Here is a 26839-nt window from a genome sequence, read left to right as displayed (position 1 = left end):
TGAAATAATAATCACTAAATATGAATAAAAAATCAATTAGAGGCAAATAAAAAAACGAGTGAGGGATGACCGATAATACCTGACTAATACTTAAGAAAATTATTCAATAACTCATGCCCCTGCTCACTAAGAATACTTTCCGGGTGAAATTGCACCCCTTCCAGTGGCAAAGTACGATGACGTATTCCCATAATTTCATCCACATCGCCATTGCGCTGACTCCATGCTGTCACTTCAAATGATGCAGGAAGAGTTTCAGCAGCAATAACCAACGAGTGATAGCGTGTGACGGTCAGTGGATGATCCAATCCCTTAAATACCCCTTGCTGACAATGGTGGAGCAAGCAAGTTTTTCCATGCATCACTTCACGGGCTTTGACAACGCTGGCACCAAAAGCCTGACCTATCGCCTGATGCCCCAAACACACGCCCAAGATAGGCAGTTTCCCGGCAAAATGTGAAATTGCTTCCAGAGAAATCCCTGCTTCATTTGGCGTACAAGGCCCGGGAGAAATCACTAAATGTGTAGGTGCTAATTTTTCAATATCTTCAAGCTGTAACTCATCATTACGCTTAACTAAAACCTCTGTCCCTAATTCACAAAAATATTGATATAAATTGAATGTAAAAGAATCGTAATTATCTATTATTAATAACATAGGAGTATATCCTACTGATTTTATAGTCTTATAAGTTGCCCTACCCCATTGGGGCATTATACATTCTGTATTACGGTAAAATCAGGTAAAGCAGTATCAACGGCAACGGGGGAGTCATCATACCACAGAAGGATTTTTAAAATAGTGGCACAGAGAATCCCTAACCAGCTACGTTACTTATACTACTATAGTGTACAACGGTGGAGAAAGGAGATGGGAGAGAATACGAACGGTATTCAAACAATCAATAATGATCACCCGAATACCGAATTATCTCTTGCTAAAACGATTAAGACTCAACCTTGGCTGACAAAATCACAATAGGTTTCACAGGTACGTTTTGGTAAGGCCCAACATTTTCTGTTTTGACCTGAGAAATTTTATCCACGACATCCATACCTTTTACGACTTTACCAAAGACGGCATAACCAAAATCACGCTGACCATGGTCAAGGAAAGCATTATCAGTCACGTTAATGAAAAACTGGCTGGTCGCACTGTCTTTATCTGCGGTACGTGCCATGGCGATAGTGCCACGCAGGTTACGCAAACCATTATCTGCTTCATTCTTAATTGGCGCTCTGGTGGTTTTTTGCTTCATATCTTTTGTGAAGCCCCCACCCTGAATCATAAAACCGGGAATAACACGATGAAAAATAGTGTTGTTATAAAATCCCTCATTGACATACTCAACAAAATTCTTGGTGGTCATTGGCGCCTTGTTGCTATCCAACTCAATTTCGATTTCTCCGGCTGATGTTACCAGCTTCACGTGAGTTTCGGCAGCCAATGCTGGAACAGCCACTGCACTGATAGCACATGCAGTCATAAGCGACACAAAAATACGTTTAAACATTGATGGTTCCTTTATTTTTGAGGTCAACAATAAAATTCATAACAACAAAACTTATTAAGTGTAATTCCCAATAGCACTAAGTTCCAAAGATTTACCTACATTTACGAGTATTTTAGGGAAATAGGGGGAAAATCTATCTATTCGGCTCTTATATTCGCATATTTGCGCGAGAGTTAATTTAAGAATAACCTCTATATTGAGGCGTTTTCCGGGCTAAAGGGCATCAAATCACATTGATTCACTTAATGAGTGGCGGGGATGGGAACTGAAATTTCCATCCAGGTTTAGGCAGGAAGCCATTGCAAAATGGTTGGTATTGTCACTAGTGCAATAAGTAGAGAGATGATAATGGAAAGGGAAATAACTTCCTGTTTGAAACCATATTTATTGGCAAAAACATAAACTCCCGCCCCGATAGGCTGTGCAGCCATGACAATCGCGGCAATCAGCCAGATATTATCTGCCTGCTGCATACCAAATAGATAGTAAGCACAGATAAATGTAATCAGTGGCTGTATGCCTAGTTTAAGGCACAACATCGGCACAGCTAATTTTAACGCACCGCTGTTGATATGCTCTTTGACTTTAAGCCGGGATAACCCCAACCCTAAAGCAAATAATGCCGTTGGGCCTGCGGCATTACCTAAAAACTCCGCAAATGATTGCAAGAATTTTGGAACAGGAATACCAAAGCAAACGAAGATCAATCCCGCAATAACTGAAAGTGTCAGGGGGTTGCTCAATGTTGTCTTTAGTGCACCAACGAGGCTTTGGCTAATAGATATTTTGCTGCCCGATTGACGTGCAGAAAAAATATCGTAAGTAATGATGACTGCCATAATAGCAGGGATATTATGCAAAATCGTAGCGATAGCAGCAGGAAGTGCAGCGGATTCACCGTAGACAGAAATCAGGATTGGAACACCCATATATCCGGTTGTGCCGTAACACGCACCCATGCTTAAGATCGACGATTGCGGCAAACTAACCCCCATGATTTTTGCCACCAGCATTCCTAAAACATACGCAGCACCGATACCAGCAAGACTTGCCGCTATAAATCCCCATTGTTGCAGCTCACTAATATCTGCACGGGCAATGGCAAGGAACAATAGAGCAGGGAGTGCGATATAAAGCACATAATCATTGATTAATTTATCAGAAAGCCCACTATCAGGACGCAAGCGCCCAAAACAATACCCGATAAATATAACCAGAAATATTGGTGCGACTATCATAAGCATTTGAGGTGATTCCACATGAATTTTTATATAACGTTTCGGAAATTCCCTGGTGTATTAGATTTTGTCTAGCTATTTAAAATAAATATTGGCTAACTTTTTGGTCATGTTGCAACAATCATGCAGTATTGTTAAATAAATAATTTTTTTCTTATCATTGAATTTATCAATAATGGTAACAAGAGCAACTCTATGAAGCTGGATATTCGTACTGATCGTTTTGATGGGCGCGGTATAACACTTGAACAACTGCGTGCCTTTGTGTTTGTTGCTATACATGGCGGTTTTGCTAAAGCTGGCGAAGAATTGGGGCGTACACAATCTACACTTAGTCTCAGCATTAAACGGCTTGAAGAAGATATTGGCTGTCGTTTAATCGATCGGCGTCAGGGCTATGTTATTGGGTTAACGGATGAGGGAAAGCAGCTTTTACCTGCGGCAAAGGATATTCTTTCTCGTATGACCCAAGCACTACAATCAGTGAAAAAATTCCAGTTAAGAGGCAAAATTGCACTCGGTGTACCTGACGATTTCAGCATTGCAAACCTGCACAAAGTGATTTCTTGGTGTTTGGCTGAACAACCCGAATTAAAAATAGAGATCACCACAGGGTCATCGCCTGTACTTTCTGCTTTATTGGAAAAACGGCAACTAGATATGGCCATTACGAAAGAAATAGCAGGGCAGCCAACCAACGCCAATAATAAAAGCATTCTGCTCATTGATTCATTGCACTGGGTTGCTTCAAAAGCTGTATATTTCAATGAGCTCCAGGAAATTCCTCTGGTTATTTTTCCCGAGGGCTGCGTTATTCGCAAATATGCTATAAAAACATTGGAGCATATAAATAAACCGTATTTCTTTGCATATGTCAGTTCCTCATTTGAAAACATAAGGAATGCAGTAGAACACGGGCTAGGGGTTGGGCTATTGCCACGCAGAGCATTAACCGATGGCCTGTATGTATTATCAACCCAACATGGCGTGCCCTGCGTTCCAGCTATTCAGCTTGTTTTGCATGTTGCAGCACAGGGCAATTTACACACGCTTTTTGCTGATTATCTGCGCTGTTCATTATCAGAATAATAGCGGTAAAAATGTCAAAATAAAGTTACGCCTGTCCACAAGCAGCAGCTCTCGGTATAATCACCGCGCTATTTTCGTGTATTCCTCAGGGAGATGACCATTTTGACCATCAAAAGCTACAACTATCACATGACCCACTTTGTCACGAGTGCACCTGACATTCGCCACCTGCCTCAAGATGTGGGCATTGAGGTCGCGTTTGCCGGTAGGTCAAATGCGGGTAAATCCAGTGCCCTGAATGCACTGACCCGCCAGAAAAGCCTTGCGCGCACGAGTAAAACCCCCGGCCGTACTCAGTTGATCAACTTATTCGAAGTGGAAGACGGTATCCGTCTGGTGGATTTGCCGGGCTATGGTTACGCTGAAGTGCCAGAAGAAATGAAGCGCAAGTGGCAGAAAGCCTTGGGAGAATATCTCCAGAAACGTGAATGCCTGTTAGGGCTGGTCGTGTTGATGGATATCCGTCACCCGCTGAAAGATCTGGATATGCAGATGATCGAATGGGCTGTCGTGATGCAGGTTCCTGTCATGGTATTGCTGACTAAGGCCGATAAACTGGCATCCGGTGCCCGTAAAAGCCAACTGGCGAAAGTCCGTCAGGAACTGACTTCTCTGGATGGTGATGTTCAGGTCGAATACTTCTCTGCTCTGAAAAAGTTCGGTATCGATAAACTCGAACAAAAACTTGATCTTTGGTTCAATCAACCTGCCATTGAAGCGGAATAACATCCGCTGCATTCACCACATTCTCGCCTGTATAAACCGGACATAAAAAAACGCCCCAGTCAAAAAAGATGACTGGGGCAGCTAATATTCAGCTAAATCCGATTACGTGAAGTAAAAGGTCTGAAAGATAGAACATCTTACCTCTGTACCCTACGCCGACAACTTTACCCTATTCCTCTAATCAAAAAAAGACTTTTTTGTAATTAATTTTCATAAAATGCCTCGATTCAGCTTCTATTATTTAATCAAATCAGGTTATAACGCCATCATTTATGTATTTTAATTACATAATTGTGAGATCTAGATCTAATCTCAAACCTAACCTAAATTGTTGTCACAAGCCTTCTCACGGTGTGATCCGGGTATTCCTTGTTTATAAAATCAACGGTGCTTTCATAAAAATCACTCAATCATAACCACCCGCATAGCGGGTGGTTTGCTCTAGCCCTATAAGGGCATATTACCGACTGCGCCTAAATGACGCTGCTTTCTCTGCGTTCAAGCTAAGTGTCTTTGCTGCTTTGGCTTACCCCTTGAAGGGGTCTTCAGACTCTCGTGTACTTAATTTGTCCTGCATTAAGTCCGACTTCTCTTGCTCTCTGATATATTTGCGGATTGTGGCTTCATTCAACCCTACCGTACTGGCATAGTATCCTTCCGCCCAAAACTTTCTATTGCCAAACTTATATTTTAAGTTCGCGTGCTTATCAAATATCATCAGTGAACTTTTGCCTTTTAAGTACCCCATAAAATTTGAAACACTTATTTTTGGGGGGATAGCGGGTGGTTTTATGTTTAAGACGCTAACGCATCTTAAACTGGCTAAAGCCATAAATAAAAAAGAACCGCATCTTTGCGGTTCTTAAAAAATCAATAAATTGAAAATCTGAGTGATTAGTGCGCCTGATCCCAATTATCACCAATCCCGACATCCACTTTTAATGGAACACCAAGCTGCATACTTTGTTCCATCAACTTTCTGATTGCTTCCTCCGCTGCCTCCAGTTCAGACTCATGCACTTCAAACACCAGTTCATCGTGAACCTGCATGATCATCCGTACATTTGGCTGCTCGCTGACAATCCAATTATCCACGGCAATCATCGCCAATTTGATGATATCCGCTGCTGTACCCTGCATAGGCGCATTGATGGCTTCACGCTCTGACGCTTTACGGCGCATGGCATTACGCGATTTAATATCTGGCAGGTACAATCGACGCCCTTCCAGTGTTTCAACAAACCCACGTTCAGCGGCTTGCTGACGCGTGCGCTCCATATAAGACAGCACACCCGGATAGCGTTCAAAATAGAGATCCATATAACGTTGTGCTTCGCCACGTGGAATACCTAACTGGCGGGATAAACCAAACGCACTCATGCCATAGATCAAACCAAAGTTAATCGCCTTCGCACTGCGACGTTGCTCGCTGGTCACCTGCTCCAACGGCACGCCAAACACCTCCGCAGCGGTCGCACTGTGGATATCCTTACCTTGTGCAAACGCCTTCAGCAAGCCTTTGTCTTGTGACAAATGCGCCATAATCCGCAACTCGATCTGTGAATAGTCCGCCGCCATAATGCGGTAACCTTCTGGCGCAATAAATGCCTGGCGGATGCGTCGACCTTCATCATTACGCACAGGAATGTTTTGCAGGTTTGGATCACGGGAAGAAAGACGCCCTGTCGCCGTTACCGCCTGATGGTACGAAGTGTGGACACGATTTGTCAGCGGATTAACCATTTGGGGCAGTTTATCCGTATAAGTGGATTTCAGTTTCGCCAAACCACGATGCTCCAGAATCACCCTCGGCAATTCATGGTGCTCCGCCAACTCTTCCAGTACTTCCTCGTTTGTTGATGGCGCCCCATTCGGGGTCTTTTTCAAGACAGGCAAGTCCATCTTTTCAAACAAAATGACTTGTAACTGTTTAGGTGAAGCCAAATTGAATTCTTCACCCGCCAATGTATAAGCTGATTTTTCCAACTCATCTAAACGTGCAGCGATTTCCAGAGAATGTTCTGCCAACGTTTGAGCATCAATCAATACCCCTGTCCGCTCCATACGGGAAAGCACAGGCACTAATGGCATTTCAATGTCCTGGAAAACTTTTTTCAGTGTTTCCACGCTCTCTAATTGTGGATACATCACCTGATGTAACCGTAAAGTCACGTCCGCATCTTCTGCCGCGTATTTTGATGCTTCTTCCAACGGAATTTGGTTGAACGTTAGCTGTTTTTTACCTTTACCCGCAATTTCTTCGAATGTCGTGGTCTTATAGCCCAGATGACGCTCCGCGAGACTATCCATGTCATGTCTGCCCCCTACGCTGTTCAGAACATACGACTCCAGCATGGTGTCAAAAACAATACCGTTCAGAGTAATGTCATAACGTGCCAAAACGCCACGATCAAATTTCAGGTTTTGGCCTATTTTAGGCAGGCTTGCATCTTCCAACAGCGGTTTTAATGCTGTGAGAACTTCATCCAGATCCAGTTGTTGGGGAGCATCCAGATAATCATGGCCCAGCGGCAGATAAGCGGCTTCAACCTCTGATTCACCTAACGTTGATCCACTTAACGCTAACCCACCTAACGAAATGGCAAAAGACATTCCCACCAGATTGGCGGTCAGGGTATCAAGGCCATCAGTTTCAGTATCAAAAGAGAATGCCGGAGCCTGTTTCAGTTTCTCAATCCATTCATCAAGGGATTGGCGATCAAGAATGGTCTGATAGCTTTCCGGTGAAATTTTGACGGCACTTGGCGCGGCTGCCGCAGCTTCAGCCTTCGAACCCACAACGGCAGGTTTCTGCCCGTTACCTTCCAACCAACTGCCATTCTGTACGTCACTGATCCAGCGTTTAAACTCATAATGTCTGAATAGTGCCAATAACTCATCCGCATCCGGCGGCGCAACAGAAAGTTCCAGACAGGTTTTATCTAATTCCACATCCGTTTTAATCGTTGCCAATTGATAGGAAAGGTAAGCTACCTCTTTATGCTGCTCCATTTTCCCGCCCAGCGTTTTAGCGCCGCGGAAACTGAGTGTGGCAATTTCATCAAGTCTGGCGTAAATCTCATTCAATCCACCAATGCCCTGCAACAGTCCCAAAGCCGTTTTTTCACCGACCCCCGGTACACCAGGAATATTATCGGAAGAGTCCCCCATCAGGGCGAGGAAATCGATGATCAGTTCAGGTGGAATACCATACTTTTCCACTACCTCTTCCGGCCCCAGAATAGTGTTGGTCATGGTATTAATCAGCGTGATATTCGGCGTCACCAACTGAGCCATATCCTTATCGCCGGTACTGATCAGGACAGAGCGACCTTCTTTTTCAGCCTGCAACGCCAATGTACCGATAACATCATCAGCCTCAACGCCCGGTACAACCAGAATTGGCAGTCCCATTGCTTTAACCATTTTGTGTAATGGCTCAATCTGCGCCCGCAAATCATCCGGCATTGGTGGACGGTGGGATTTATATTCAGCAAATAACTCATCACGGAACGTTTTGCCTTTGGCATCAAACACGACCGCCACATGACTGGATTTATACTGCATAATCAAACTGCGCAGCATGTTCAGCACGCCATACATGGCGCCCGTTGGTTCCCCTACACTGTTTGCCAGTGGAGGAAACGCATGGTATGCACGATAAAGGTATGAAGAACCATCAACCAAAATCAGGGGATTGTCTGCTATCTGTGCCATAAAATTTTCTTCGTCGTTCTGTGGGATGAATAAAGAATAGAATGCCATACTGTGCCGATATAGACGAATTTTGCGAGAATTTTCTCGTGCTAACCTGCATTTTCTGACAAATATTCTGATGAGTTCTCTGTGGATAACTTTGTGCACAAAAAAATGGCACATAAACCAGATTTATGTTTATCACTGTAAAGAATGAAGAACAGAAGGTAAAAATCAATGAATTACGGTGAATGTGAAAAAAATATTACAACTACTTAAAAATCACTGACTTGTGGATATTACCGGAGTTTATGTTATGAAAGGGAACTTTCAGCAAGTATTGTGCCAGTTTTATCTTAGCTGACACAATACTTGTATTATTTTATATTAATACCAGCATTCTTATTGCATTGTGGCTTATTTTTTTGTCACCAGATAATTCACTACATCAGAGAACTTCTTACCGTAGTCCAGCTCCGAACGCGATTCAATGCCGCCATTGTTAATCAGGTACTTGCCATTGACAAAAACTGCCGGAACACCACGCAATTCAAGATCTTTGGCTGCCTGACGCTCTTTAGCAGCTACAGATTGCACGATAAAGCTGTTCAATGCCGCATCATATTCTTCACCAGACACACCAGCCTTGATAAAGGCATTGCGGATATCTTCTTTGCTATTGATGGACTGGGTTTTCTGAATACCCTCAAACAGAATTGGAGTGACTTTATCTTCAACCTTCATGACGATCGCAACCGCCCAGGCATCCGTCAGATCTTTCCCCAGAGGCCCCAGAAAATCGACATGATAACGTTCATGCGTCACCCCCGCTGGCAGGTTTTTCTCAACAGTAGAAGGAACATGATAAATGTTTTCAAACTGATAACAGTGAGGGCAATAAAAAGAGAAGAATTCCAAAACCTGCGGCTGATTTGCAACCGGATTTTTTAATTCCGTATACTGTTTGCCTTCAGAAAAACCGGAAGCAGAAGCATTAAATGCCATAAACGCTCCCACCAGTGCTAGCCAAAATTTCTTCATAATGGTCTCCAGAAAAATTAATACATCGGGTTGAGCTGTAAAGGTGGTTCCTGTAACAGCCGGGTTTGTTCAGAAAAAAGATTCATTTGCTTATGCCAGAAATCACTATCAGCCATCCACGGAAATGCTTTGGGAAAAGCGGGATCTTGCCAGCGACGAGCAACCCAAGCCAAATAATAGACCATTCGCATTGCCCGCAGTGGTTCTATCAAAGCCAATGTTTTTGGGTCAAAATCCGTAAACTGACTATATGATTCAAGCAAAATATCCAACTGAATCAATCGCTCCTGCCTTGAGCCATTGAGTAGCATCCACAAATCCTGAATAGCAGGGCCATTGCGGGCATCATCAAGATCCACAAACCATGCCTCATCACGCCACAAGATATTACCAGCATGGCAATCACCATGCAGCCGTAATGCCTGCCAGTTATCATTCCATTGATGTACAACTGTATTGTTTAATTCATCCAGTGCCGCCAAAAAACCTTTCTTATGTCCGGCAGGCAGAAGCTCACATTCAGCCAAATATTGATACGGCTGATACAAATATTCATCAAGATTAATTGTAGGACGAGCCGAAAACGTTTTTTGACGGCCAATTTGGTGTACTCTTCCCAGTAAACGCCCGACATCTTCCAACTGGTCAAAATTATCTGATTCGTACTGGCGTCCCCCTACGCTCGGGAAAATAGCAAAAAAGAACCCGCCATAATTCAACACCGTCTGCCCATCAAACATCAGGGGAGCCGCAACCGGTAAATTTGCCTGCTGCAATTCATGCGCAAGATCATGCTCCTCTTGAATTTGCTGCTGGCTCCAGCGCAGTGGGCGATAAAATTTCACCACATAACGTTTGCGATCCTCATCCATGAACTGATAAACACGATTTTCGTAACTATTCAGTTCAGTTAATCCGGAATCAAGATACAAACCAGACTGCGTCAACGCATCCATGATTAAATCTGGCGTTATATTCTGAAAATTAAAAGCCTTCGATTCTGTCACAACACAGTTCTCTCTTTATCAATCTTTAATAACACCATCAATTTTTAATAACACCACGAGCACGTAATAAAGCGGTCTTAAAATCTTCTTCATAATCTTTTTTCAACCCGGGAATTTCTGCCTGACTACCCGTACCGCGCATTTTCAGGTGATAAATCAGAATATCATCGGTTAATTCAGACAACTGTCCTGTGAACCCTGCTTCATCAGCCAGCTTTTGCAAAAGCGCCGCCAAACTTAAATCCGGCTCATTCTTCCATACTGGATGTAAAAGTTCGATAACTTCATTGAGGCGGTGATACTTCATTTTTAGTTCCTTATAAATAACTATACAAATTAGCAGGGATAATCGTTCTGAGAAAGAATTGGTCTGTCAACCAGCGTAAAGTTATACTGCCACCAAAGCAGCATCGTTAGATATTGATTCTCAATGGTTATATATACCCGAACACTCAATATTTCATTGCCCAATATCAGGTGATTTAACATGACGCATCAAAAAATCAGTGGCGCAATTCTGGCTGGGGGGTTATCTACCCGCATGGGGGGAAATGACAAAGGATTACTGCAATTCAGCGGCGCACCATTATATCAACACATTGCCACAAGATTGCAGCCGCAGGTTCATGAGCTGTTGATTAATGCCAATCGCAATCAGGGCATCTATCAGCAAAGCGGCTATCCCATTATACCGGACATTGTTACCGATTTTTCCGGGCCACTGGCAGGTATGCTGGCAGTTTTAAAGAAAGCCATCAATGAATGGGTGGTATTTGTTCCCTGTGATGTACCGGATTTTCCCGAAGATCTCGTTGCAAAACTTTGGCACTACAAACAACATGCCTGGGCTGCTTATGCACATGATTGCGAACGCGCCCATCCCACCTTAGCATTAATGCACCGCAGTCTGATCCCCCGGTTAGAAAGTTATCTCGCACTGGGTGATAGAAAACTCATGTTCTTTATGCAGATGATTAAGGCAAAAGCCGTCTATTTCCCCAATCCCCATGCTTTCAAAAACTTAAATACGCCAGAAGAATGCCATCACTGGAAATACCGGCATTGGGTACTCCTACAGGAGACCGCATGAATCAGAGCATCAACAATACAGCATTGCCTATGTTGGGTATCACCGCTTATAGCGGAACCGGAAAAACGACATTGTTAAAACAGGTGATACCCTTGTTACGCCAACGACATATCCGTGTTGGGTTGATTAAGCATACTCATCACAATATGGATGTCGATAAACCAGGTAAAGACAGTTATGAGCTACGCAAGGCCGGAGCAACCCAAACGTTGGTCGCCAGCCAGCAGCGTTGGGCGTTGATGACAGAAACACCCGATTTGCCGGAGTTAGATCTGCACTATCTCGCCCGTCGATTCGATGCGAATTCGCTGGATCTCATTCTGGTCGAAGGGTTCAAACAAGAAGCTATCCCCAAAATAGCACTTTATCGCGACGGCCTGAATCATACCGTTAATGAAATCCTCGATCCTTATGTGATCGCCATTGCCAGCGATATCGCGCTGGCAACACCACTTCCGCAGCTTGATATTAATCAGCCGGAACAAGTAGCAACATTTATTGCCGAGTGGCTACATCAATAACAGTGGCTACAGGCTGATTAAAACTTGATATTCACTCTCACAAATAGCAACCAAAACTGGCTATAAAAAATCTCAAACGCCCCGACGTCCACGTCAAGGGCGTTATTTCGACTATCAAACAGCTTCTTATCTTTACTTCCCTTCCGGCATCAAACCAATAAAAGTAGTTTTTTTGCGCGGTTCAGTCATCAACGCTTCCAGTTTTTCGACGCAACGCAGGTAATGAGGTGTTTTCTTATGCTCAGCAACCGCCGCTTCGTCGGCATAGGCTTCATAGATATAAAAGCGGGTTGGGATATTCTCATCACGCAGCACATCAAACCGCAAATTGCCCGGTTCCTTAACCGAACCGAGGTGATTATCCCGAAATACCTCAATGAATTCGTCAACCTTGTCAGCTTTGACATTAATCTCAACTAATGTGACGTGCATGTTATTCCCCTTTGGCTTTTTCGTTCAGGAATAGCTCATAAGCCTGAGCGGGTTTTTCATTGTGATGCACGACTGCCTGTACCGCTTTCAGCATCGCAACAGGTGCTTCTGATTGGAAAATATTGCGTCCCATATCAACACCGGAAGCGCCCTGATCGATCGCTTGATAGCACATATTCAACGCATCCAGCTCCGGCAGTTTCTTACCGCCCGCGATCACAATCGGCACCGGGCAACCTGCGGCAATCCGTTCAAAACCGGTATCGACATAATAGGTTTTGATAATATTCGCTCCCATTTCTGCCGCAATACGGGTTGCCAGCGAGAAGTAACGCTGGTCACGAGCCATATCTTTACCGACCCCTGTTACAGCCATTGTTGGCATGCCATAACGCGTTCCTTGATCCACCAGCTTGATAATATTTTTGATGGATTGATGTTCGTATTCTGAACCGATATAAACCTGCGCCGCTACCGCACAAACATTGAGCCGAAGCGCATCTTCCATCGCTACTGCAACAGCTTCATTGGAGAGTTCGGTCAGAATAGAATTAGCGCCAGATGCGCGCAGTACAACAGGTTTATTGGTGGCAGGAGGAACCTGACTGCGTAGGATGCCGCGCGTACACATCAGCACATCGGTATGTTCAAACAGCGGGGCGATATTAATATCAATACGCTCCAATCCCGTCGTTGGCCCCTGAAAATAACCGTGGTCAAACGCCAGCATTACCGTTTTATTGGTGGTGGGATTAAAAATACGCGCCAAACGGGACTGCATGCCCCAATCCAGCGCACCACAGCCTTTCAGTTCAAACAGCGTATTCTTTTGTGGTGTATCAATGCCAAAATCTTTACCGTCTTTGATATCATCTAAATCTGCCATTTCTCCCTCCAGAAAAGTATCAGAGTCAGGCCTTATGTCAGCCTTATCAATCAGAAATCGTCTTGGTTAGAAATCGTATTGGTTGATATTGTCTTTGGTAAAAATCACCCGCTCCGGCATAACAACAATACCATTGCCTTTTGCTTCATAACGGTATCCCTGCACACTGTTAGGTGAAATCTCAAGATTGCCAATATCAGGAATATTCAATTTATCCCCCACATTCAGATCGCCTTTTTGCAGAATCTCATTAGCAATATGAATGGCTATCTTACCCTGCTTGACCACATCCCACAGGGCGAACTGTTTGACTGTACCGTTTTCAACATAAGGACGCATCACATTCGGAGTACTGAACCCAACAATTGCCACATCCTGACGTTTCAGGTTTTCTGCTGCTTGAGCCGCCGCAGGCAGCGCATTGGCATCCGGAGCAATAATCGCATCCAAATCTCCCCATGCTTTCAAAATACCTTCCGCAGTCTGCAAGGATTTTGTAGCATCGTTATAGCCAAACTGCGTAGTCACGATTTCCCAGTTCGGATGTTCCTTTGCAATCTTAGACTTAGCCTCTTTTACCCATTGATTTTGATCTGTCACTGTTGGACTGGAATAGAAAAATGCCACTTTCGCTGTTTCTTTTTTCACTTGATTAGCAGCCATATCCACCAAAAGCCCGCCCAACTGTTTTGGCGTTCCTTGATCGATATAGATAGAACGGCATTCTGGTGATGTGTCTGAATCCCACGTCAACACTTTAACGCCCCGTTTCATGGCACGTTTCAAGGCAGGACACAAACCATCCGGTGACACGGCAGATACCACAATCGCGTTGTAGCCTTGATTCACAAAGTTATTGATAAGCTGAACCTGCCCAGCAACACTCGGCTCTGTCGGGCCATCATAGGTGACTTCAACACCCAGCGCCTTGCCTGCTTCCACCGCACCTTGTCCGCCGCTGGTAAAGAACCCGACACCGACCAATTTAGGGATAAATGCGATTTTCTCTGCTGCCTGTGCCCAAGAAACACACGCCAGACTTAATGCAGAAGCCAAAGCCAGTTTTTTCATTGTTGGTGCTTTCATGCCTATCTCCGTTTATTTTTGTTTCAATCTCATTTATGTTTCAAATTCGTCTTTTGCGTTTCAAAAATATGTTGTTGTGAAATAGAAGCCTGCCGACGTTGCCACCAATTACAAATTTGGTGACGATGCAGCAAGATAGAACGCCCGATCACTGCTGCAATCAGCAAGGCACCAGACAAAGCGCTGGATATTTGATTAGGAATTCCCACCATCTGCAATCCTTGCTGCAAATAGCCCACCAACAAAACCGCCAGCGCGGTGCCCGTAATTGAACCAGAACCGCCGTAAATATTCGCTCCCCCCAGTACTACGGCAGTAATGGCAGGCATCAGGTACGAACTTCCAAGGTCAGAACGCGCCGAGCCAAAATAGGAAACTAAAATGATCGCAGCCATCGCTGAAGCCAGCCCAGTCAGGGCATATAACAAACACAACGTTCTATTCACGGGGATCGCGCCATAACGGGCGACACGGTTGTTCTGGCCAATAAGAAAAACATTTCGCCCACTATGCGTGCGGTGCATAAACAACCAAAACAACAAAGTGCAAAGTATGAAGATAAGCAGAGGGACAGGCAGGTCTAACAGTGTCAGGTTGGCAAGATCAGTGAATTCCTCAGGAAAATCGCCAATGCCTTCATAACCCGTCGCACCAGATAATCCTGACAGTAATAAGGCGCTTCCACCAAACAGGTACATTGTACCAAGCGTAATTACCAGAGGGTTCACGCCCGTATAGAAAATCAAGGCTGCATTAATCAAACCACACAGCACACCAACCAGCAAAGTTAAGGGAACAGCAACAACCATCGGTAATCCAGCTTGGTACATGACGCCCAATGCAATAGCACATAAGCCGATAATCGAACCAAACGAAATATCAATCCCACCGCTGACAATCACCATCGTTAACGGCAACGCAATAATCCCGATGCAGATAAAATCACTGGTACTGAACAACAGCACGTTGATATCCAGCATCCTTGGGTTAACCATGCCAAACAGCAAGATTTCCGCCACCAACAACACCAAAAGCGCCATTTCCCAGCCATAACGTTGTATTACATTCATTATGGCCTCCCGTTTTTTGCAGAGTGTTTTTTTATCGGTTCAAGGAAGCGAGCATAACGTTGCTGACGTAAATTCTTCCCAACGGCACTGCGCAAACGACCATCCAGTACTAACACCGCCAACAGGACAAGGCCAGCAATAAAATCATTCCACCAGGCCGATAACCTGAGCAACACCAACACACTATCGATTTGCGTCAGAAAATATGCCCCGAAAATCGCCCCGATGACAGTTCCCATGCCACCCAGCAAACTAATCCCACCCAATACGCAGGCAGCGATAGCTTTCATCTCCAGTCCATCCCCGGTTTGGTTCGGAATAAAGCCTATCTGTGCCACAAATACAATACCTGCCAATGCTGCCATCACGCCATTTACGGCAAATGCAGTGATGCGAATACCATTGACGGGAGCACCAAGCTGACGAGCGCCCTGCAGATTATCGCCAGTAGCATAAAACCCGCGACCAAACTCAGTTTTCTTTAACATCCATGCCATCGACAGAATCAATAACATCAGCAACCAGCCAATCGGTGAAATACCAAATAACATCGGCCTGGCGAGATCTTTAACCTCAGCGGGCAAACCCTCAATCCATTTACCCCCCGTCAGCAACAGCATTAACCCCCGGTATAAACCGAGTGTGCCCAACGTAGCAACAATGGCCGGAATTTTCAGCCATGCCACCAATACACCGTTAATCAGCCCAGCTATCATTCCAATCAACAACGTCATCAGGCAAGCAACCGACAAAGGAAGGCCAGCATTCAGCGACAACCCCATGACTACTGCACATAAGCCGGTTGTTGAACCGACGGATACATCAATATTGCGAGTCAACATGACCAATGTGGCGCCCATCGCTAATAAAATAAGAATTTGGGCATTACCGAAAATCATAGTGACAGTTTGGAAGCTGAAAACCTGGCTATCCAGCCCCCCTAATAAAGCAAACAGCCCCAAAATGGCAATTAATACTGTGCCTTCTCGGTTGTTCTGAATAAATTTCAATGTGACGCTCCCCCTGCTTTTGCGTTAGAAATCAGTTCGCCAAAAGAAAGGTGCATAATCTTGTCCACACTCATATGGTCTTTATCAAGCTGACCACAGAGTTCGCCGTGATGCATGACCAGTACGCGATCAGCCAGTTGAACAATTTCATCAATATCAGAAGAAATCAGGAGAATCGCCACCTGCTGGCTGGCGATGTTATGAATAAGTTGATAAATATCATTACGTGCCCCAACATCAACACCGCGCGTCGGTTCATCAATGATCAATACCGTAGGCTTGGCTTCCAGACATTTCGCAATCAAAATCTTCTGCTGATTACCGCCAGACAGGGTGCGTGCTGACTGATTTACATTGTGGAATCGGATATTGAGCGCTTGACGATATCGTTCCAGTACTCCGGTATCGTAGGAAGAATGCGTCCAGAAAGTGCTTCGGCTGTGAGTCAGCGAACGCACATTCCAACTCAAAAAAGCATCAAGGAACAAGCCGGAAGCCTGCCTATCCTCAGGCAGATAAACCAATCCACGCTGCAATCGCTCTGCTGTATCCAATTTATTGATAACTTGCTGTCGAAAACGAATTTCACCACTCGCAATCGGGCGCAATCCGTATAGCGTCTCCGCCAGTTCTGTACGCCCCGCGCCCACAACGCCAGACAAACCGACAATTTCTCCTGCTTGTAGCCTCAGAGAAATATCACGGAATCCTTCCCCACAAAGAGAAGTCACTTCCAAAACAGGTATCTGTGATCCGCTATCTGACACATTCTTGCGGACTTTTGAACGTAATTTCTGATCAACCAATGCCGTTGATTTTGCCGCAGGTGTAATCGCCTGAATAATCGCATCTGTTGTAAAATGTTCAATCTCGCCACTGAGAGCGATACCACCATCTCGCATCACACTGACATAATCAGCAATTTCGCGGATTTCAGGCAACTTATGGGAGATAAAGACAATTCCCACCTGTCGCTGCCGTAGCTCCCGTACTCGCGCAAACAAACGTTCGGTTTCTGCGGGCGTCAACGAGGCTGTCGGTTCATCCAGAATCAAGATACGGGAATTACGCATCAGGCCACGCATAATCTCTACTAACTGCTGATCCGCCACATTCAAACTGCCCGCTGCCGCCTTCAAATCAATTTGGCAATCGAGTTGAGTCAGTAATTCCCGCATCCTACTTGTGCTGGCTTGATGCTTAGGTAAACGGAATAGAATGTTTTCCTGAACGGAGAGACTGGGAAATAGCAAAGGTTCTTGTGGCACCAGATAAATGCCCAGTTGATGTGCCTTCGCTGGAGTCAGATGGCTGACAGTAGTACCATCTACAATCAAGGCTCCGGCATCTGGTTGTTCAATACCGGCAATGATTTTCATCAGAGTTGATTTACCCGCACCATTTCCACCCAGCAGTGCGTGTACCTGTCCCGGCATCAGCTTGAAATCAATCTGTTTCAACACCGTCAAGCCAGAATACTGCTTACTGACCCCATAGGCAGCCAAAAGCGGCATACATTCATGGTACTGGGGAAGAGAATTATCGGTATTAGTAGCGGTATTGCTCTGTGACATCACATACCTCATAGCATTTTGGGCTTGCGTTTCTGACACCGATGCCAAATATGAACTTTTATTTATTTTAAATACATTTGTTCAATACTCTAATTCAAACATTAAGATTTTTTCAATAATTAGATCACATTTTGTGAAAAAGTTAGATCTACATTAAAATATGTTCAAAATATTGCTTAAGCCTCTAGCACATTAGTGGCATTAATGATTATCCTTTAATTGTGGATAAAGAAGTTGTTATGTCGATCAAATCAAGCCAGAAACAATCAGTATCAGAGAAAAGCGTATTATCCGAGGAAATTGACTACTCAGGTCACAACTATCCAGGAAATTGCATGAGTGAAGAAGAACTAATGGCCCGTATTGCCTGGTTTTACTATCACGATGGTCTGACTCAAGGGGACATCGGTGAATTGCTTGGCTTAAGCCGTCTTAAAGTTTCCCGCTTACTGGAGAAAGGGCGCCAGTCTGGTGTGATACGCGTTAAGATCAATTCACGCTATGAAGGGTGTCTGGAATTAGAAAATGCTTTGCAAGAACGCTTTAATCTTAAACAAGTTCGTGTGTTACCCGCTCTTGGCGGCGTGAACTTGAATGCGCGTCTCGGTATCGCAGCCGCTCACCTGTTAATGACACTGATTGAACCTCACCAACTATTGGCGATTGGGTTTGGTGAAACCCCCATGTGTACTTTGCAACACCTGAGTGGTTTTATTTCATCCCAACAAATTCGGTTGGTGACGCTGTCTGGCGGTGTTGGCCCTTACATGACCGGCATTGGCCAGCTTGATGCAGACTGTCCTGTCAGCATTATTCCTGCACCACTGCGGGCCTCCACCCATCAAGTCGCGGCAACATTCCGCGAAGAACGTAGTGTACGGGATGTGATTTTGGCCGCCTGTGCAGCCGATATCGCTGTTGTCGGAATTGGTGCAATCAACCAAAAGCAGCAAGCAACCATTATGCGTTCCGGTTATATCAGCGATGGGGAACAATTGATGTTTGGTCGCAAAGGTGCCGTCGGGGATATTCTTGGTTATTTCTTTAATGCAGAAGGTGAATTGGTCAGCGATATTGAGATCCATCAAGAGTTGATAGGGATCTCACTGCCAGAAATGAAAACCATCCCGAACGTAATGGGTGTAGCAGGCGGTATCGAAAAAGCGGATGCCATTGTTGCTGCTCTGAAAGGAGGCTATATCAGTTCACTGGTGACAGAGGAACAGACCGCGCGGGCTATGCTGACTTGATCGACTAATAATATCTATCCATCCCTGTGCCATATCGAATAAAAAGAAGATAACGACAGACGAGGATAGCATCATGAATCAATATGCTCATGCTCAACCATCAGGAAAATATCTGATGGCGCTTGATGCAGGAACTGGCAGTATCCGTGCAGTTATATTTGATCTTGAAGGGAATCAGATCGCCGTTGGACAGGCTGAGTGGATACACCAGCCTGTACCGAATGTTGCGGGTTCCATGGAGTTTGACCTGAAAACCAACTGGCAACTGGCCTGCCAATGTATCCGGCAGGCGCTGCAAAAGGCAGAACTGCCCGCCAATGCGATTCAGAGTGTTGCCGCCTGTTCAATGCGGGAAGGCATCGTCCTCTATAATCGCGACGGCGATCCCATCTGGGCATGCGCCAACGTGGATGCACGTTCCAACCATGAAGTCAGCGAGTTGAAGGAGCTTTACGGCAATACGTTTGAGTATGATGTCTACCGTTACTCCGGCCAAACACTGGCATTAGGTGCAATGCCTCGTCTGCTTTGGCTGGCACATCACCGTGCGGATATCTATCGGCAAGCCAGTACGCTGACGATGATCAGCGATTGGCTGGCTTATATGTTGAGTGGCGAACTGGCGGTTGATCCTTCCAACGCCGGCACAACAGGCATGCTGGATTTAGTCACCCGCGATTGGCGCCCAAGCTTGCTGGACATGGCCGGACTGCGTTCCGATATCCTTTCTCCCGTCAAAGAAACAGGAACCTTACTCGGTTATATCACCGAAAAAGCGGCGGCTGAATGCGGCCTGAACAGTGGCACACCCGTGATTATGGGCGGTGGTGATGTCCAACTCGGCTGCCTCGGCATTGGTGTCGTCAAACCAGCCCAAACCGCAGTACTCGGAGGGACATTCTGGCAACAAGTCGTCAACCTGCCAGAGCCGATCACCGATCCCAACATGAACATTCGCATCAATCCACATGTTATTCCCGGCATGGCACAAGCAGAATCCATCAGCTTCTTCACTGGCCTTACCATGCGCTGGTTCCGCGATGCCTTCTGCGCAGAAGAAAAACTGCTGGCGGAACGGCTGGGCGTTGATGCTTACAGCCTGCTGGAAGATATGGCGGCCAGAGTTCCTGCTGGTGCGCATGGCGTCATGCCGATCTTCTCCGATGTCATGCGGTTTAAATCGTGGTATCACGCCGCTCCATCCTTCCTTAACCTCTCCATTGATCCGGAAAAGTGCAACAAAGCGACATTATTCCGGGCGCTGGAAGAGAATGCCGCTATTGTCTCAGCGTGTAACCTCGACATGGTTTCCGCTTTCTCCGGCGTCCAAGCGGATTCACTGGTTTTCGCGGGCGGTGGCTCAAAAGGCAAACTCTGGTGCCAGATTCTCTCTGACGTTACCGGACTGCCTGTACGCGTTCCGGTGGTTAAAGAAGCGACGGCACTGGGCTGTGCAATTGCTGCCGGTGTCGGTGTTGGCTTATATGATTCACTGCCTGCAACCGGAGAAAGATTGGTGCGCTGGGAACGGGAATATCAACCAAACTTAAGCCATCATGAGACTTACCAGAAAGCAAAGAAAGATTGGCAGGCCGTGTATGCTGATCAACTGCATTTGGTGGATGATGGCTTGACAACTTCGTTGTGGAAAGCGCCAGGGTTGTGATTCAGGTTGGCCTCTTTATCAATTAGAGGCCAAATTTGAAAACAATCAATCAACAACCGCATTCATCACAACTTCAGGTACCGTTGGACGTCCATTTACCAAACAAGTCGCCACGAACGTTGCATCGGCAAATAGAGCAAGCTTGGCAGCTTGCTCATCTATTCGAATAAAATGCACCAATACATCTCCCCTTTAATTGCATGTTCTACAATTGCAGGGGAATGGTTTTCAGAGAAAGCGATATTCGAGTAACAATCAAATGGAGATTACTCTTAAATAATCCCATTATCTCATGGTGACAAACTCTTCCGCCGCGGTCGGATGGATAGCAACCGTATTATCAAAATCCTTTTTCGTTGCCCCCATTTTCAGCGCAACCGCAAAACCTTGCAGGATTTCATCCATACCAAAACCGATCCCGTGGATACCCACAATCTTCTCATCTTTACCCACACAAACCAGCTTCATGCGGCATGGCTGACGGTGTTGTGTCACAGCCGTATACATTGCGGTAAAGGACGATGTATAAACCTTAATCTGATCGTCACCATATTGTGCTTTTGCCTGCGGCTCCGTCAAACCGACAACACCGATTGGCGGATGACTGAAGACCACCGTTGGCACATTGGTGTAATCCAGATGCTCTTCCGGTTTGTTATTAAACAGACGTTCAGATAAACGACGCCCTGCCGCGATGGCGACTGGGGTCAATTCTATCGCACCAGTGTTATCGCCAACGGCATAAAGGCCATTAACATTGGTATTCTGATACTTATCGACCTGGATATAACCTTTCTCATTCAGCTCAACACCTGTTGCAGCCAGATTCAGATTATCCGTCATCGGTTCACGCCCAATCGCCCAAATCAACGTATCAACCGTCTGCTCTCTGCCATCCTGTAACTGAACGGTCAGGCTGCCATCACTGTTTTTCATCACGGATTTTAATATTGCATCCGTATGCAGTGTCGGCCCCTCGTTTTTGATGACTTCCAGCAAGGTATCCACAATCATAGGGTCGAAAGAGCGCAGCGGGGCATATTTACGAACAAACAGGTGAGTTTCACTACCCAGCGCATTCAAAACACCCGCGATTTCAACGGCGATATAACCAGCACCCACCACAGCAACACGTTTCGGCATCTCATCCAGCTCGAAGAAACCATCTGAATCAATACCGTATTCCGCACCGGGAATATTCGGACACATCGGACGACCACCTGTTGCAATCAGGATATGGTCAGCCGTAATTTTTTCACCATTAACTTCAACGGAGTGCGCATCGACGAAACGAGCAAAACCTTGAATGACATCTACCTTATTGTTGCCCAATACACGCTCATATGACTGATGAATGCGATCAATATAAGCAGTGCGGCTGGCAACCAGTTTTTTCCAATCAAAATGATTAACGGTAGTATCAAAACCATAGTCGGGACCATATTGATGAATAGATTCGGCAATTTGCGCAGCATGCCACATCACTTTCTTCGGCACACAACCCACATTAACACATGTTCCACCTAATGCTTTTGCCTCAATCAGGGCACATTTCTGCCCATACATGGCTGCACGGTTAATGGAAGCAATGCCGCCACTGCCGCCACCAATTGCAATATAATCGTAATGTTTACTCATCTTAGGTCACTTCCGTCTAATCAATTAAGTTACTGCTAAGTTCAACCTGGCGCCTATTATTACAAAAAATTATCACTGTCTGTGGACGATTCTAGCTTTCACTGCCATAGGCCTCGGCTATTGAGTCATAACGCCACGTTGAACTTTCCCTTATTCAGGTACGATCCACTCCACTAAGGTATGTCCTATACCTTCAGGAACCAGTACCTGATGCAGCCACGGCAATACTGCCTTCATCTGCTGTTCTAATTTCCATGGTGGGTTAATAACAATCATGCCTGAAGCCGTCATACCACGTTGATCACTGTCAGGGCGCACACCAAGTTCAATTTGTAAAATCTTGCGGATACCTGTCGCTTCCAGATCCTTCACTAAGCGTTTAATCTGTTGGCGCAGTACAACGGGATACCACAGCGCATAAGTACCTGTAGCAAAGCGCTTATACCCTTCCTGAATGCCATAAACGACATTTTTATAATCTGATTTCAGTTCATAAGGCGGGTCAATCAGCACAAAACCACGACGGCTTTTTGGTGGCAATTTTGATTTCAGCTGTTGAAAACCATCTTCCCTCAGGACACGGGTACGACTGTCACGGGAAAATTCTGTGCGTAACAAAGGAAAATCACTGGGATGCAATTCACTCAGATTAAGCTCATCATATTCACGCAATAAATGACGGGCAATCAACGGAGAACCTGGATAATAGCGTAGCGAACCATTTGGGTTCAGTGCCTTCACTGCCTTAATGTAAGCCGACAATTCCTCAGGAATATCATCACGCTGCCAAATACGGGCAATACCTTCCAGATACTCCCCTGTACGCTCGGCATGTTCTCCACTCAATTGATAACGGCCTGCGCCCGCGTGCGTATCCAGATATAGGAAAGGTTTTTCTTTTGTTTTAAGTGACTCAATGATAAGGCTTTGCACCGTGTGCTTAAGCACATCAGCATGGTTGCCGGCATGGAAGCTGTGACGATAACTTAACATTCAATTTAACCCCGAGAGCAGAATATTGATAACTTGCCTGATGCCCTACCAGACAACTAAAGGGGGCATTATAGCCTCATTCTCAACAAAAAAGATAAAAGCCTCCTCCTGCCACTCCCGCAGCGTAGAACCAGCCGAATTTTCAGGATCAAATCGAGATCAGAGTATAAAATTTCGAATAAACGCTCTCAATAACCTTGGGAATAATTCATGATGTCGAAAACATTGATCATATTTGTGTTGATTGTTTTCTGTATGAGTGTTGCCTATGCGACCCCAAATAAAGCAGGATGTGAGATAAAAAAGCAAACATTGGAAAGGCGGCTTCAATATGCTCAGGCAGATAAAGACGAGCGCTTGATAAAAGGACTAACCCGAACTTTAGAAAATATAAAAGACATGTGTGCTTTGGAAAAACGCCTAAAAGATAAAACTAATAAATCTGAAGCGGTAAAAGATAATTTGGCTGATAACACTGCGCCATTAAAGCGGAAAAACAACAAAAAACCACCTCGCAAATCCATTAAAAACAGCACAATAAAGATAGGAAAAAAAGTGCAGGCCAAACAGAAATAGCAAACCTGCACCTCATCTTGTAACTTTGCTCATTTTACTAAAGAAGCCAGATAAAATTACGTATCCCTTCCCTTAACTTGCTGCACATTAGAAGGAGAAATTTTGTAGTAAACCTTATCACTCACAAGTGGCTTATGTTCAATTTCTACTGAAAGAATAGAATTATTTTTCGAGACAGCATAGTGACTAAAATAATCCCCCTTTCTTTCAACTGGATAATGAAAATTAGGCTTGATAAACTTTTTCTTGTAAGATTCATCCGAAGGACGATATTCATCTGAATAAACTACCTTTTTATCTCTGACAAAGATAATTTTATAAAAAAGACTGGCCTTCTCATTAAATGTCGCACCGATGATATTCTCAATATCCTCAGGCTTCATGCCCTTATCAATGATGTACATTTTATCCCAGTCAAAGGGGGTAATTTTGTTGATATCAATCAAACAGGCGGTATTCTTCTGGCAATGTTTATCAGCGTAACCAATAATCCCTAATCGACTGTTATTAAAAGATAAAAATAAAATAGAAATTCCCAATATTAAAGCAAATACGATAATCTTATTTTTGTTGACAACATGGAAAAACATCATTCCCCCCTTCATAATCAAATCTGATATGAGAAAACGGCTATGGAATTTTAACCTTGAAAATCAACTAATTAACTTGCTAGATTTGCAACATCAGTTATCACTACTCCCTTCTGTTATGACATCGTGACAAACATAACCAGAAAAAACTCCCCTCAACCTTTTAGCAGCAGGCTGATATTTTCCAAAGTTTACATTATGTCACAAAGGTATATCTTGAATTGTGGAGACAGCTCCACATCACTTATAAGCAACTGTTTTACAATTATTACTTGGTATCTTAAGTGCGGTTTTACAAGATAAAAACTGATATTTATTACTGTTTTTCAACCTTCAAGAGCGCGATAAAAAAGACTCTGGATAGCGAAAAAGTATAGTAAGTGTACTAGCGATTTTTTTGATTTCAAATAGAAAAATATGGTTAACAAATAATAAATGAAGAAAATGATTGCTAACGTGATTTATTGATAGTTTTGACGGGATCAAGTATGTAGGATTTTTAAGAAAAACACTGGTAATATATACATATTAGTGTGATTGATGTAAAAATTCCTCGATTTTTAAAATGGTGAAACTCCTTTCATGCCTTTCATCTTTTGTATATTTATACCTTTTAGTTCCAAATGATTTATAGCTTCCCCAAGCGTATGATATTCTGTTACTTCTTTATTTACATGATCTTCATAGGTAACCATTTTTGATTCATCAATAGAAAATATATAAACAAGATATTTTTCATTTAATTTCTTGATAGCATATTCAAACAGATATGTAATATCATCTATAAGGAATTCACTATCGGTTTCCTTGGTAATGGAAATCGAACCGACTGCGACAACAACCAGTGCCGCGCCGCCAGTAGCGACCACCAGAGCACCTACGGCCAAAGCAGTCACTGCGCCCAGCAAGACAAGTCACCAATGGCCAAAACTCATCCGCTATCTGGACTATGGACGTCTGTCGATTGACAATAACCCAGCGGAAAGAGCGATCAAACCGTTTGTCATTGGCCGGAAAGCGAGCCATACCCCATGTGGCGCACAGGCGAGTGCTATCCTCTACAGTGTCATTGAAACGGCAAAAACCAATGGATTGATCCCTTTTGATTATGCCATGACCTGTCTGGATGAACTCTGCCAGCCAGTCCCCGATTTAGAGAAACTTCTGCCATGGGAGATTGCGATGAGCAAGGTGTAATTCCCCATACGCTTACGATTAAGCTACGAATGCGGGAACTGATTGGTGACTACACAAGCAACTAAGAGTAGGGACTGAGCTACTCTTAAAAAAGAATAAGGCCGGAGAATCGAAAAGAACTTCCAGCCTGAATATTAATCTAAAAAATCATCATATTGAATGTAATTAATACCATCTTGCTAATGGAGAGTTTTCACCTAAATTCTTTTCGATCAATTCCTTGGTAATAATTTTCTTATCAAACAAGGGAGAAATGATTTCATTTAAAATCTCAAAATCTTCTTGGCATCCTGTATTGTCAAAAAGTAAAAAGAATGCCTTATCAATAAGCTGATTTTCATCACACTCTTTGGCTTTCACAATTAAATCTACAATTTTAGATTTAATTGCTTTATTTTCTAAATACTCCTCATTCTCAGAGGAATATTCTTTATACCCATCGTAATTGAAGATGCTTGATTTTTTACTTAAATTAGATCATGTTGATGCCCATGAAAATTCATCTGACGTCAGACCAAAAACACGCCCTCGAATTAATGCATGATACGACTCGTGATGGACGGGTACGCGACCGTATCAAGGCCGTTCTTTTAGCTTCCGAGGGCTGGACAGCCCAGATGATTGCTCAGGCCTTGCGTATTCATGAAAGTACCGTCAGTCGTCATCTGAAAGATTATTTCTCTGAGGAAAAGCTCACCCCTGAAAATGGGGGCTCTGAAAGCCGTTTGTCTGCCGAACAAACGACAGAATTAGTTGAGTATCTGACCGTCAATTTGATGCATACCACCGCACAAATTGCGGCCTATGTCTGGACACGTTGGCAAATTGCTTTCACTGTGGCCGGAATGACGAAATGGCTTCACCGTCAGGGGTTCAGCTATAAGAAACCGATGGGCGTCCCTCATAAATTTGATGCGGATAAACAGCAACAATTTATTGAGGCCTACA

The 26839-nt window shown here is 44.4% G+C and carries 27 protein-coding genes and 1 pseudogene; 9 read left to right on the top strand and 19 right to left on the bottom strand.

Translation table 11 applies throughout. The features are described 5' to 3' along the window. Positions 1-83: 83 nt before the first annotated feature. The 3 genes from Xenpb_RS12855 to Xenpb_RS12845 all read right to left on the bottom strand — a co-directional run bounded on the left by Xenpb_RS12855 (position 84) and on the right by Xenpb_RS12845 (position 2759). Positions 84-659 (bottom strand): aminodeoxychorismate synthase component II, encoded by a 576-nt coding sequence (locus tag Xenpb_RS12855; RefSeq protein WP_099114132.1) that lies wholly within the window; start codon positions 657-659, stop codon positions 84-86. Between the two features lie 289 nt (positions 660-948). Continuing rightward, positions 949-1515, bottom strand: a complete 567-nt coding sequence (gene ppiA, locus Xenpb_RS12850; RefSeq protein ID WP_187654689.1) for a peptidylprolyl isomerase A — start codon at positions 1513-1515, stop codon at positions 949-951. A gap of 284 nt (positions 1516-1799) precedes the next feature. Further along, positions 1800-2759, bottom strand: a complete 960-nt coding sequence (locus Xenpb_RS12845) for an AEC family transporter (protein WP_187654688.1) — start codon at positions 2757-2759, stop codon at positions 1800-1802. Positions 2760-2948: 189 nt separating this feature from the next. Here Xenpb_RS12845 and Xenpb_RS12840 point away from each other — a divergent pair, with 189 nt between their 5' ends. Next, the gene (locus Xenpb_RS12840; RefSeq protein ID WP_187654687.1) at positions 2949-3842 is read left to right on the top strand and encodes a LysR family transcriptional regulator; all 894 of its coding nucleotides are present in this window, start codon (positions 2949-2951) and stop codon (positions 3840-3842) included. A gap of 102 nt (positions 3843-3944) precedes the next feature. Then, positions 3945-4568: a ribosome biogenesis GTP-binding protein YihA/YsxC gene (yihA, locus tag Xenpb_RS12835; RefSeq protein ID WP_187654745.1), complete on the top strand. Its 624-nt coding sequence runs from the start codon at positions 3945-3947 to the stop codon at positions 4566-4568. 526 nt (positions 4569-5094) lie between these two features. Here yihA and tnpA read toward each other — a convergent pair. The 5 genes and pseudogenes from tnpA to Xenpb_RS12810 all read right to left on the bottom strand — a co-directional run. Beyond that, a pseudogene (tnpA, locus tag Xenpb_RS12830) lies at positions 5095-5349 on the bottom strand (IS200/IS605 family transposase); the annotation flags it as partial. A gap of 113 nt (positions 5350-5462) precedes the next feature. Continuing rightward, positions 5463-8285 carry a DNA polymerase I gene (gene polA, locus Xenpb_RS12825; protein ID WP_187654686.1) on the bottom strand — a complete coding sequence of 941 codons (2823 nt, stop codon included), beginning with the start codon at positions 8283-8285 and terminating at the stop codon, positions 5463-5465. 396 nt (positions 8286-8681) lie between these two features. Continuing rightward, positions 8682-9305, bottom strand: a complete 624-nt coding sequence (gene dsbA / locus Xenpb_RS12820) for a thiol:disulfide interchange protein DsbA (RefSeq protein ID WP_187654685.1) — start codon at positions 9303-9305, stop codon at positions 8682-8684. A 17-nt stretch (positions 9306-9322) separates the two neighbouring features. Then, positions 9323-10312, bottom strand: coding sequence for a serine/threonine protein kinase (locus Xenpb_RS12815; protein ID WP_099114128.1), 990 nt, complete (start codon positions 10310-10312; stop codon positions 9323-9325). 37 nt (positions 10313-10349) lie between these two features. Next, positions 10350-10619: a YihD family protein gene (locus Xenpb_RS12810; protein ID WP_187654684.1), complete on the bottom strand. Its 270-nt coding sequence runs from the start codon at positions 10617-10619 to the stop codon at positions 10350-10352. Positions 10620-10799: 180 nt separating this feature from the next. Between Xenpb_RS12810 and mobA the strand changes: the two genes are divergently transcribed. Continuing rightward, entirely contained in the window at positions 10800-11402 is a 603-nt protein-coding gene (gene mobA, locus Xenpb_RS12805; RefSeq protein ID WP_187654683.1) for a molybdenum cofactor guanylyltransferase MobA, read from the top strand. Beyond that, a complete protein-coding gene (mobB, locus tag Xenpb_RS12800; protein WP_187654682.1) occupies positions 11399-11923 on the top strand; it encodes a molybdopterin-guanine dinucleotide biosynthesis protein MobB in 525 nt (174 codons plus the stop codon). The genes mobA and mobB overlap by 4 nt, the downstream gene beginning before the upstream one ends. 132 nt (positions 11924-12055) lie before the next feature. Here the strand turns inward: mobB and lsrG are convergent, their stop codons facing one another. From lsrG to lsrA, 6 genes are all read right to left on the bottom strand, one after another. Beyond that, positions 12056-12355, bottom strand: a complete 300-nt coding sequence (gene lsrG / locus Xenpb_RS12795; protein WP_187654681.1) for a (4S)-4-hydroxy-5-phosphonooxypentane-2,3-dione isomerase — start codon at positions 12353-12355, stop codon at positions 12056-12058. A gap of 1 nt (position 12356) precedes the next feature. Continuing rightward, entirely contained in the window at positions 12357-13241 is an 885-nt protein-coding gene (gene lsrF / locus Xenpb_RS12790) for a 3-hydroxy-5-phosphonooxypentane-2,4-dione thiolase (RefSeq protein WP_187654680.1), read from the bottom strand. 66 nt (positions 13242-13307) lie between these two features. Beyond that, positions 13308-14327 (bottom strand): autoinducer 2 ABC transporter substrate-binding protein LsrB, encoded by a 1020-nt coding sequence (lsrB, locus tag Xenpb_RS12785; protein ID WP_187654679.1) that lies wholly within the window; start codon positions 14325-14327, stop codon positions 13308-13310. A gap of 29 nt (positions 14328-14356) precedes the next feature. After that, positions 14357-15397 (bottom strand): autoinducer 2 ABC transporter permease LsrD, encoded by a 1041-nt coding sequence (gene lsrD / locus Xenpb_RS12780; protein WP_187654678.1) that lies wholly within the window; start codon positions 15395-15397, stop codon positions 14357-14359. Then, positions 15397-16407, bottom strand: coding sequence for an autoinducer 2 ABC transporter permease LsrC (gene lsrC / locus Xenpb_RS12775; RefSeq protein ID WP_187654677.1), 1011 nt, complete (start codon positions 16405-16407; stop codon positions 15397-15399). Before lsrC ends, lsrD begins: the two co-directional genes overlap by 1 nt. Beyond that, entirely contained in the window at positions 16404-17921 is a 1518-nt protein-coding gene (lsrA, locus tag Xenpb_RS12770) for an autoinducer 2 ABC transporter ATP-binding protein LsrA (RefSeq protein ID WP_187654744.1), read from the bottom strand. Before lsrA ends, lsrC begins: the two co-directional genes overlap by 4 nt. Positions 17922-18220: 299 nt before the next feature. On the opposite strand from lsrA, the gene lsrR reads away from it, so the two are divergent. Together lsrR and lsrK are read left to right on the top strand one after the other, a co-directional pair. Beyond that, a complete protein-coding gene (gene lsrR, locus Xenpb_RS12765; RefSeq protein ID WP_222942969.1) occupies positions 18221-19231 on the top strand; it encodes a transcriptional regulator LsrR in 1011 nt (336 codons plus the stop codon). A 73-nt stretch (positions 19232-19304) separates the two neighbouring features. Further along, positions 19305-20897, top strand: coding sequence for an autoinducer-2 kinase (gene lsrK / locus Xenpb_RS12760; RefSeq protein ID WP_187654676.1), 1593 nt, complete (start codon positions 19305-19307; stop codon positions 20895-20897). A 285-nt stretch (positions 20898-21182) separates the two neighbouring features. Here the strand turns inward: lsrK and gorA are convergent, their stop codons facing one another. Continuing rightward, on the bottom strand, positions 21183-22535 hold the full coding sequence (gene gorA, locus Xenpb_RS12755) for a glutathione-disulfide reductase (protein WP_187654675.1): 1353 nt from the start codon (positions 22533-22535) through the stop codon (positions 21183-21185). A 150-nt stretch (positions 22536-22685) separates the two neighbouring features. Continuing rightward, positions 22686-23528, bottom strand: a complete 843-nt coding sequence (locus Xenpb_RS12750; RefSeq protein WP_187654674.1) for a 23S rRNA (adenine(2030)-N(6))-methyltransferase RlmJ — start codon at positions 23526-23528, stop codon at positions 22686-22688. Positions 23529-23738: 210 nt separating this feature from the next. Between Xenpb_RS12750 and Xenpb_RS12745 the strand changes: the two genes are divergently transcribed. Next, positions 23739-24104, top strand: a complete 366-nt coding sequence (locus tag Xenpb_RS12745) for a DUF1090 family protein (RefSeq protein WP_187654673.1) — start codon at positions 23739-23741, stop codon at positions 24102-24104. A gap of 56 nt (positions 24105-24160) precedes the next feature. Here Xenpb_RS12745 and Xenpb_RS12740 read toward each other — a convergent pair whose 3' ends face one another. Next, positions 24161-24697, bottom strand: a complete 537-nt coding sequence (locus Xenpb_RS12740; protein WP_255523138.1) for a hypothetical protein — start codon at positions 24695-24697, stop codon at positions 24161-24163. Between the two features lie 557 nt (positions 24698-25254). Continuing rightward, a complete protein-coding gene (locus tag Xenpb_RS20040; protein ID WP_255523137.1) occupies positions 25255-25389 on the bottom strand; it encodes a hypothetical protein in 135 nt (44 codons plus the stop codon). Positions 25390-25441: 52 nt separating this feature from the next. Between Xenpb_RS20040 and Xenpb_RS20035 the strand changes: the two genes are divergently transcribed. Beyond that, on the top strand, positions 25442-25891 hold the full coding sequence (locus tag Xenpb_RS20035) for a transposase (protein ID WP_255523136.1): 450 nt from the start codon (positions 25442-25444) through the stop codon (positions 25889-25891). 165 nt (positions 25892-26056) lie between these two features. On the opposite strand, the gene Xenpb_RS12730 is transcribed toward Xenpb_RS20035, so the two are convergent. Then, positions 26057-26251: a hypothetical protein gene (locus Xenpb_RS12730; RefSeq protein ID WP_255523135.1), complete on the bottom strand. Its 195-nt coding sequence runs from the start codon at positions 26249-26251 to the stop codon at positions 26057-26059. A 131-nt stretch (positions 26252-26382) separates the two neighbouring features. Here Xenpb_RS12730 and Xenpb_RS12725 point away from each other — a divergent pair. After that, the coding region (locus Xenpb_RS12725; protein WP_255523134.1) for a winged helix-turn-helix domain-containing protein at positions 26383-26839 on the top strand (457 nt) is incomplete at its 3' end.

This window comes from Xenorhabdus sp. PB62.4 (assembly GCF_014467285.1).
In the GTDB taxonomy this organism is placed as follows: domain Bacteria; phylum Pseudomonadota; class Gammaproteobacteria; order Enterobacterales; family Enterobacteriaceae; genus Xenorhabdus.
The sequence above is the reverse complement of the archived record's forward strand: the minus strand, read 5'-3'. Positions and strand labels throughout refer to the sequence as shown.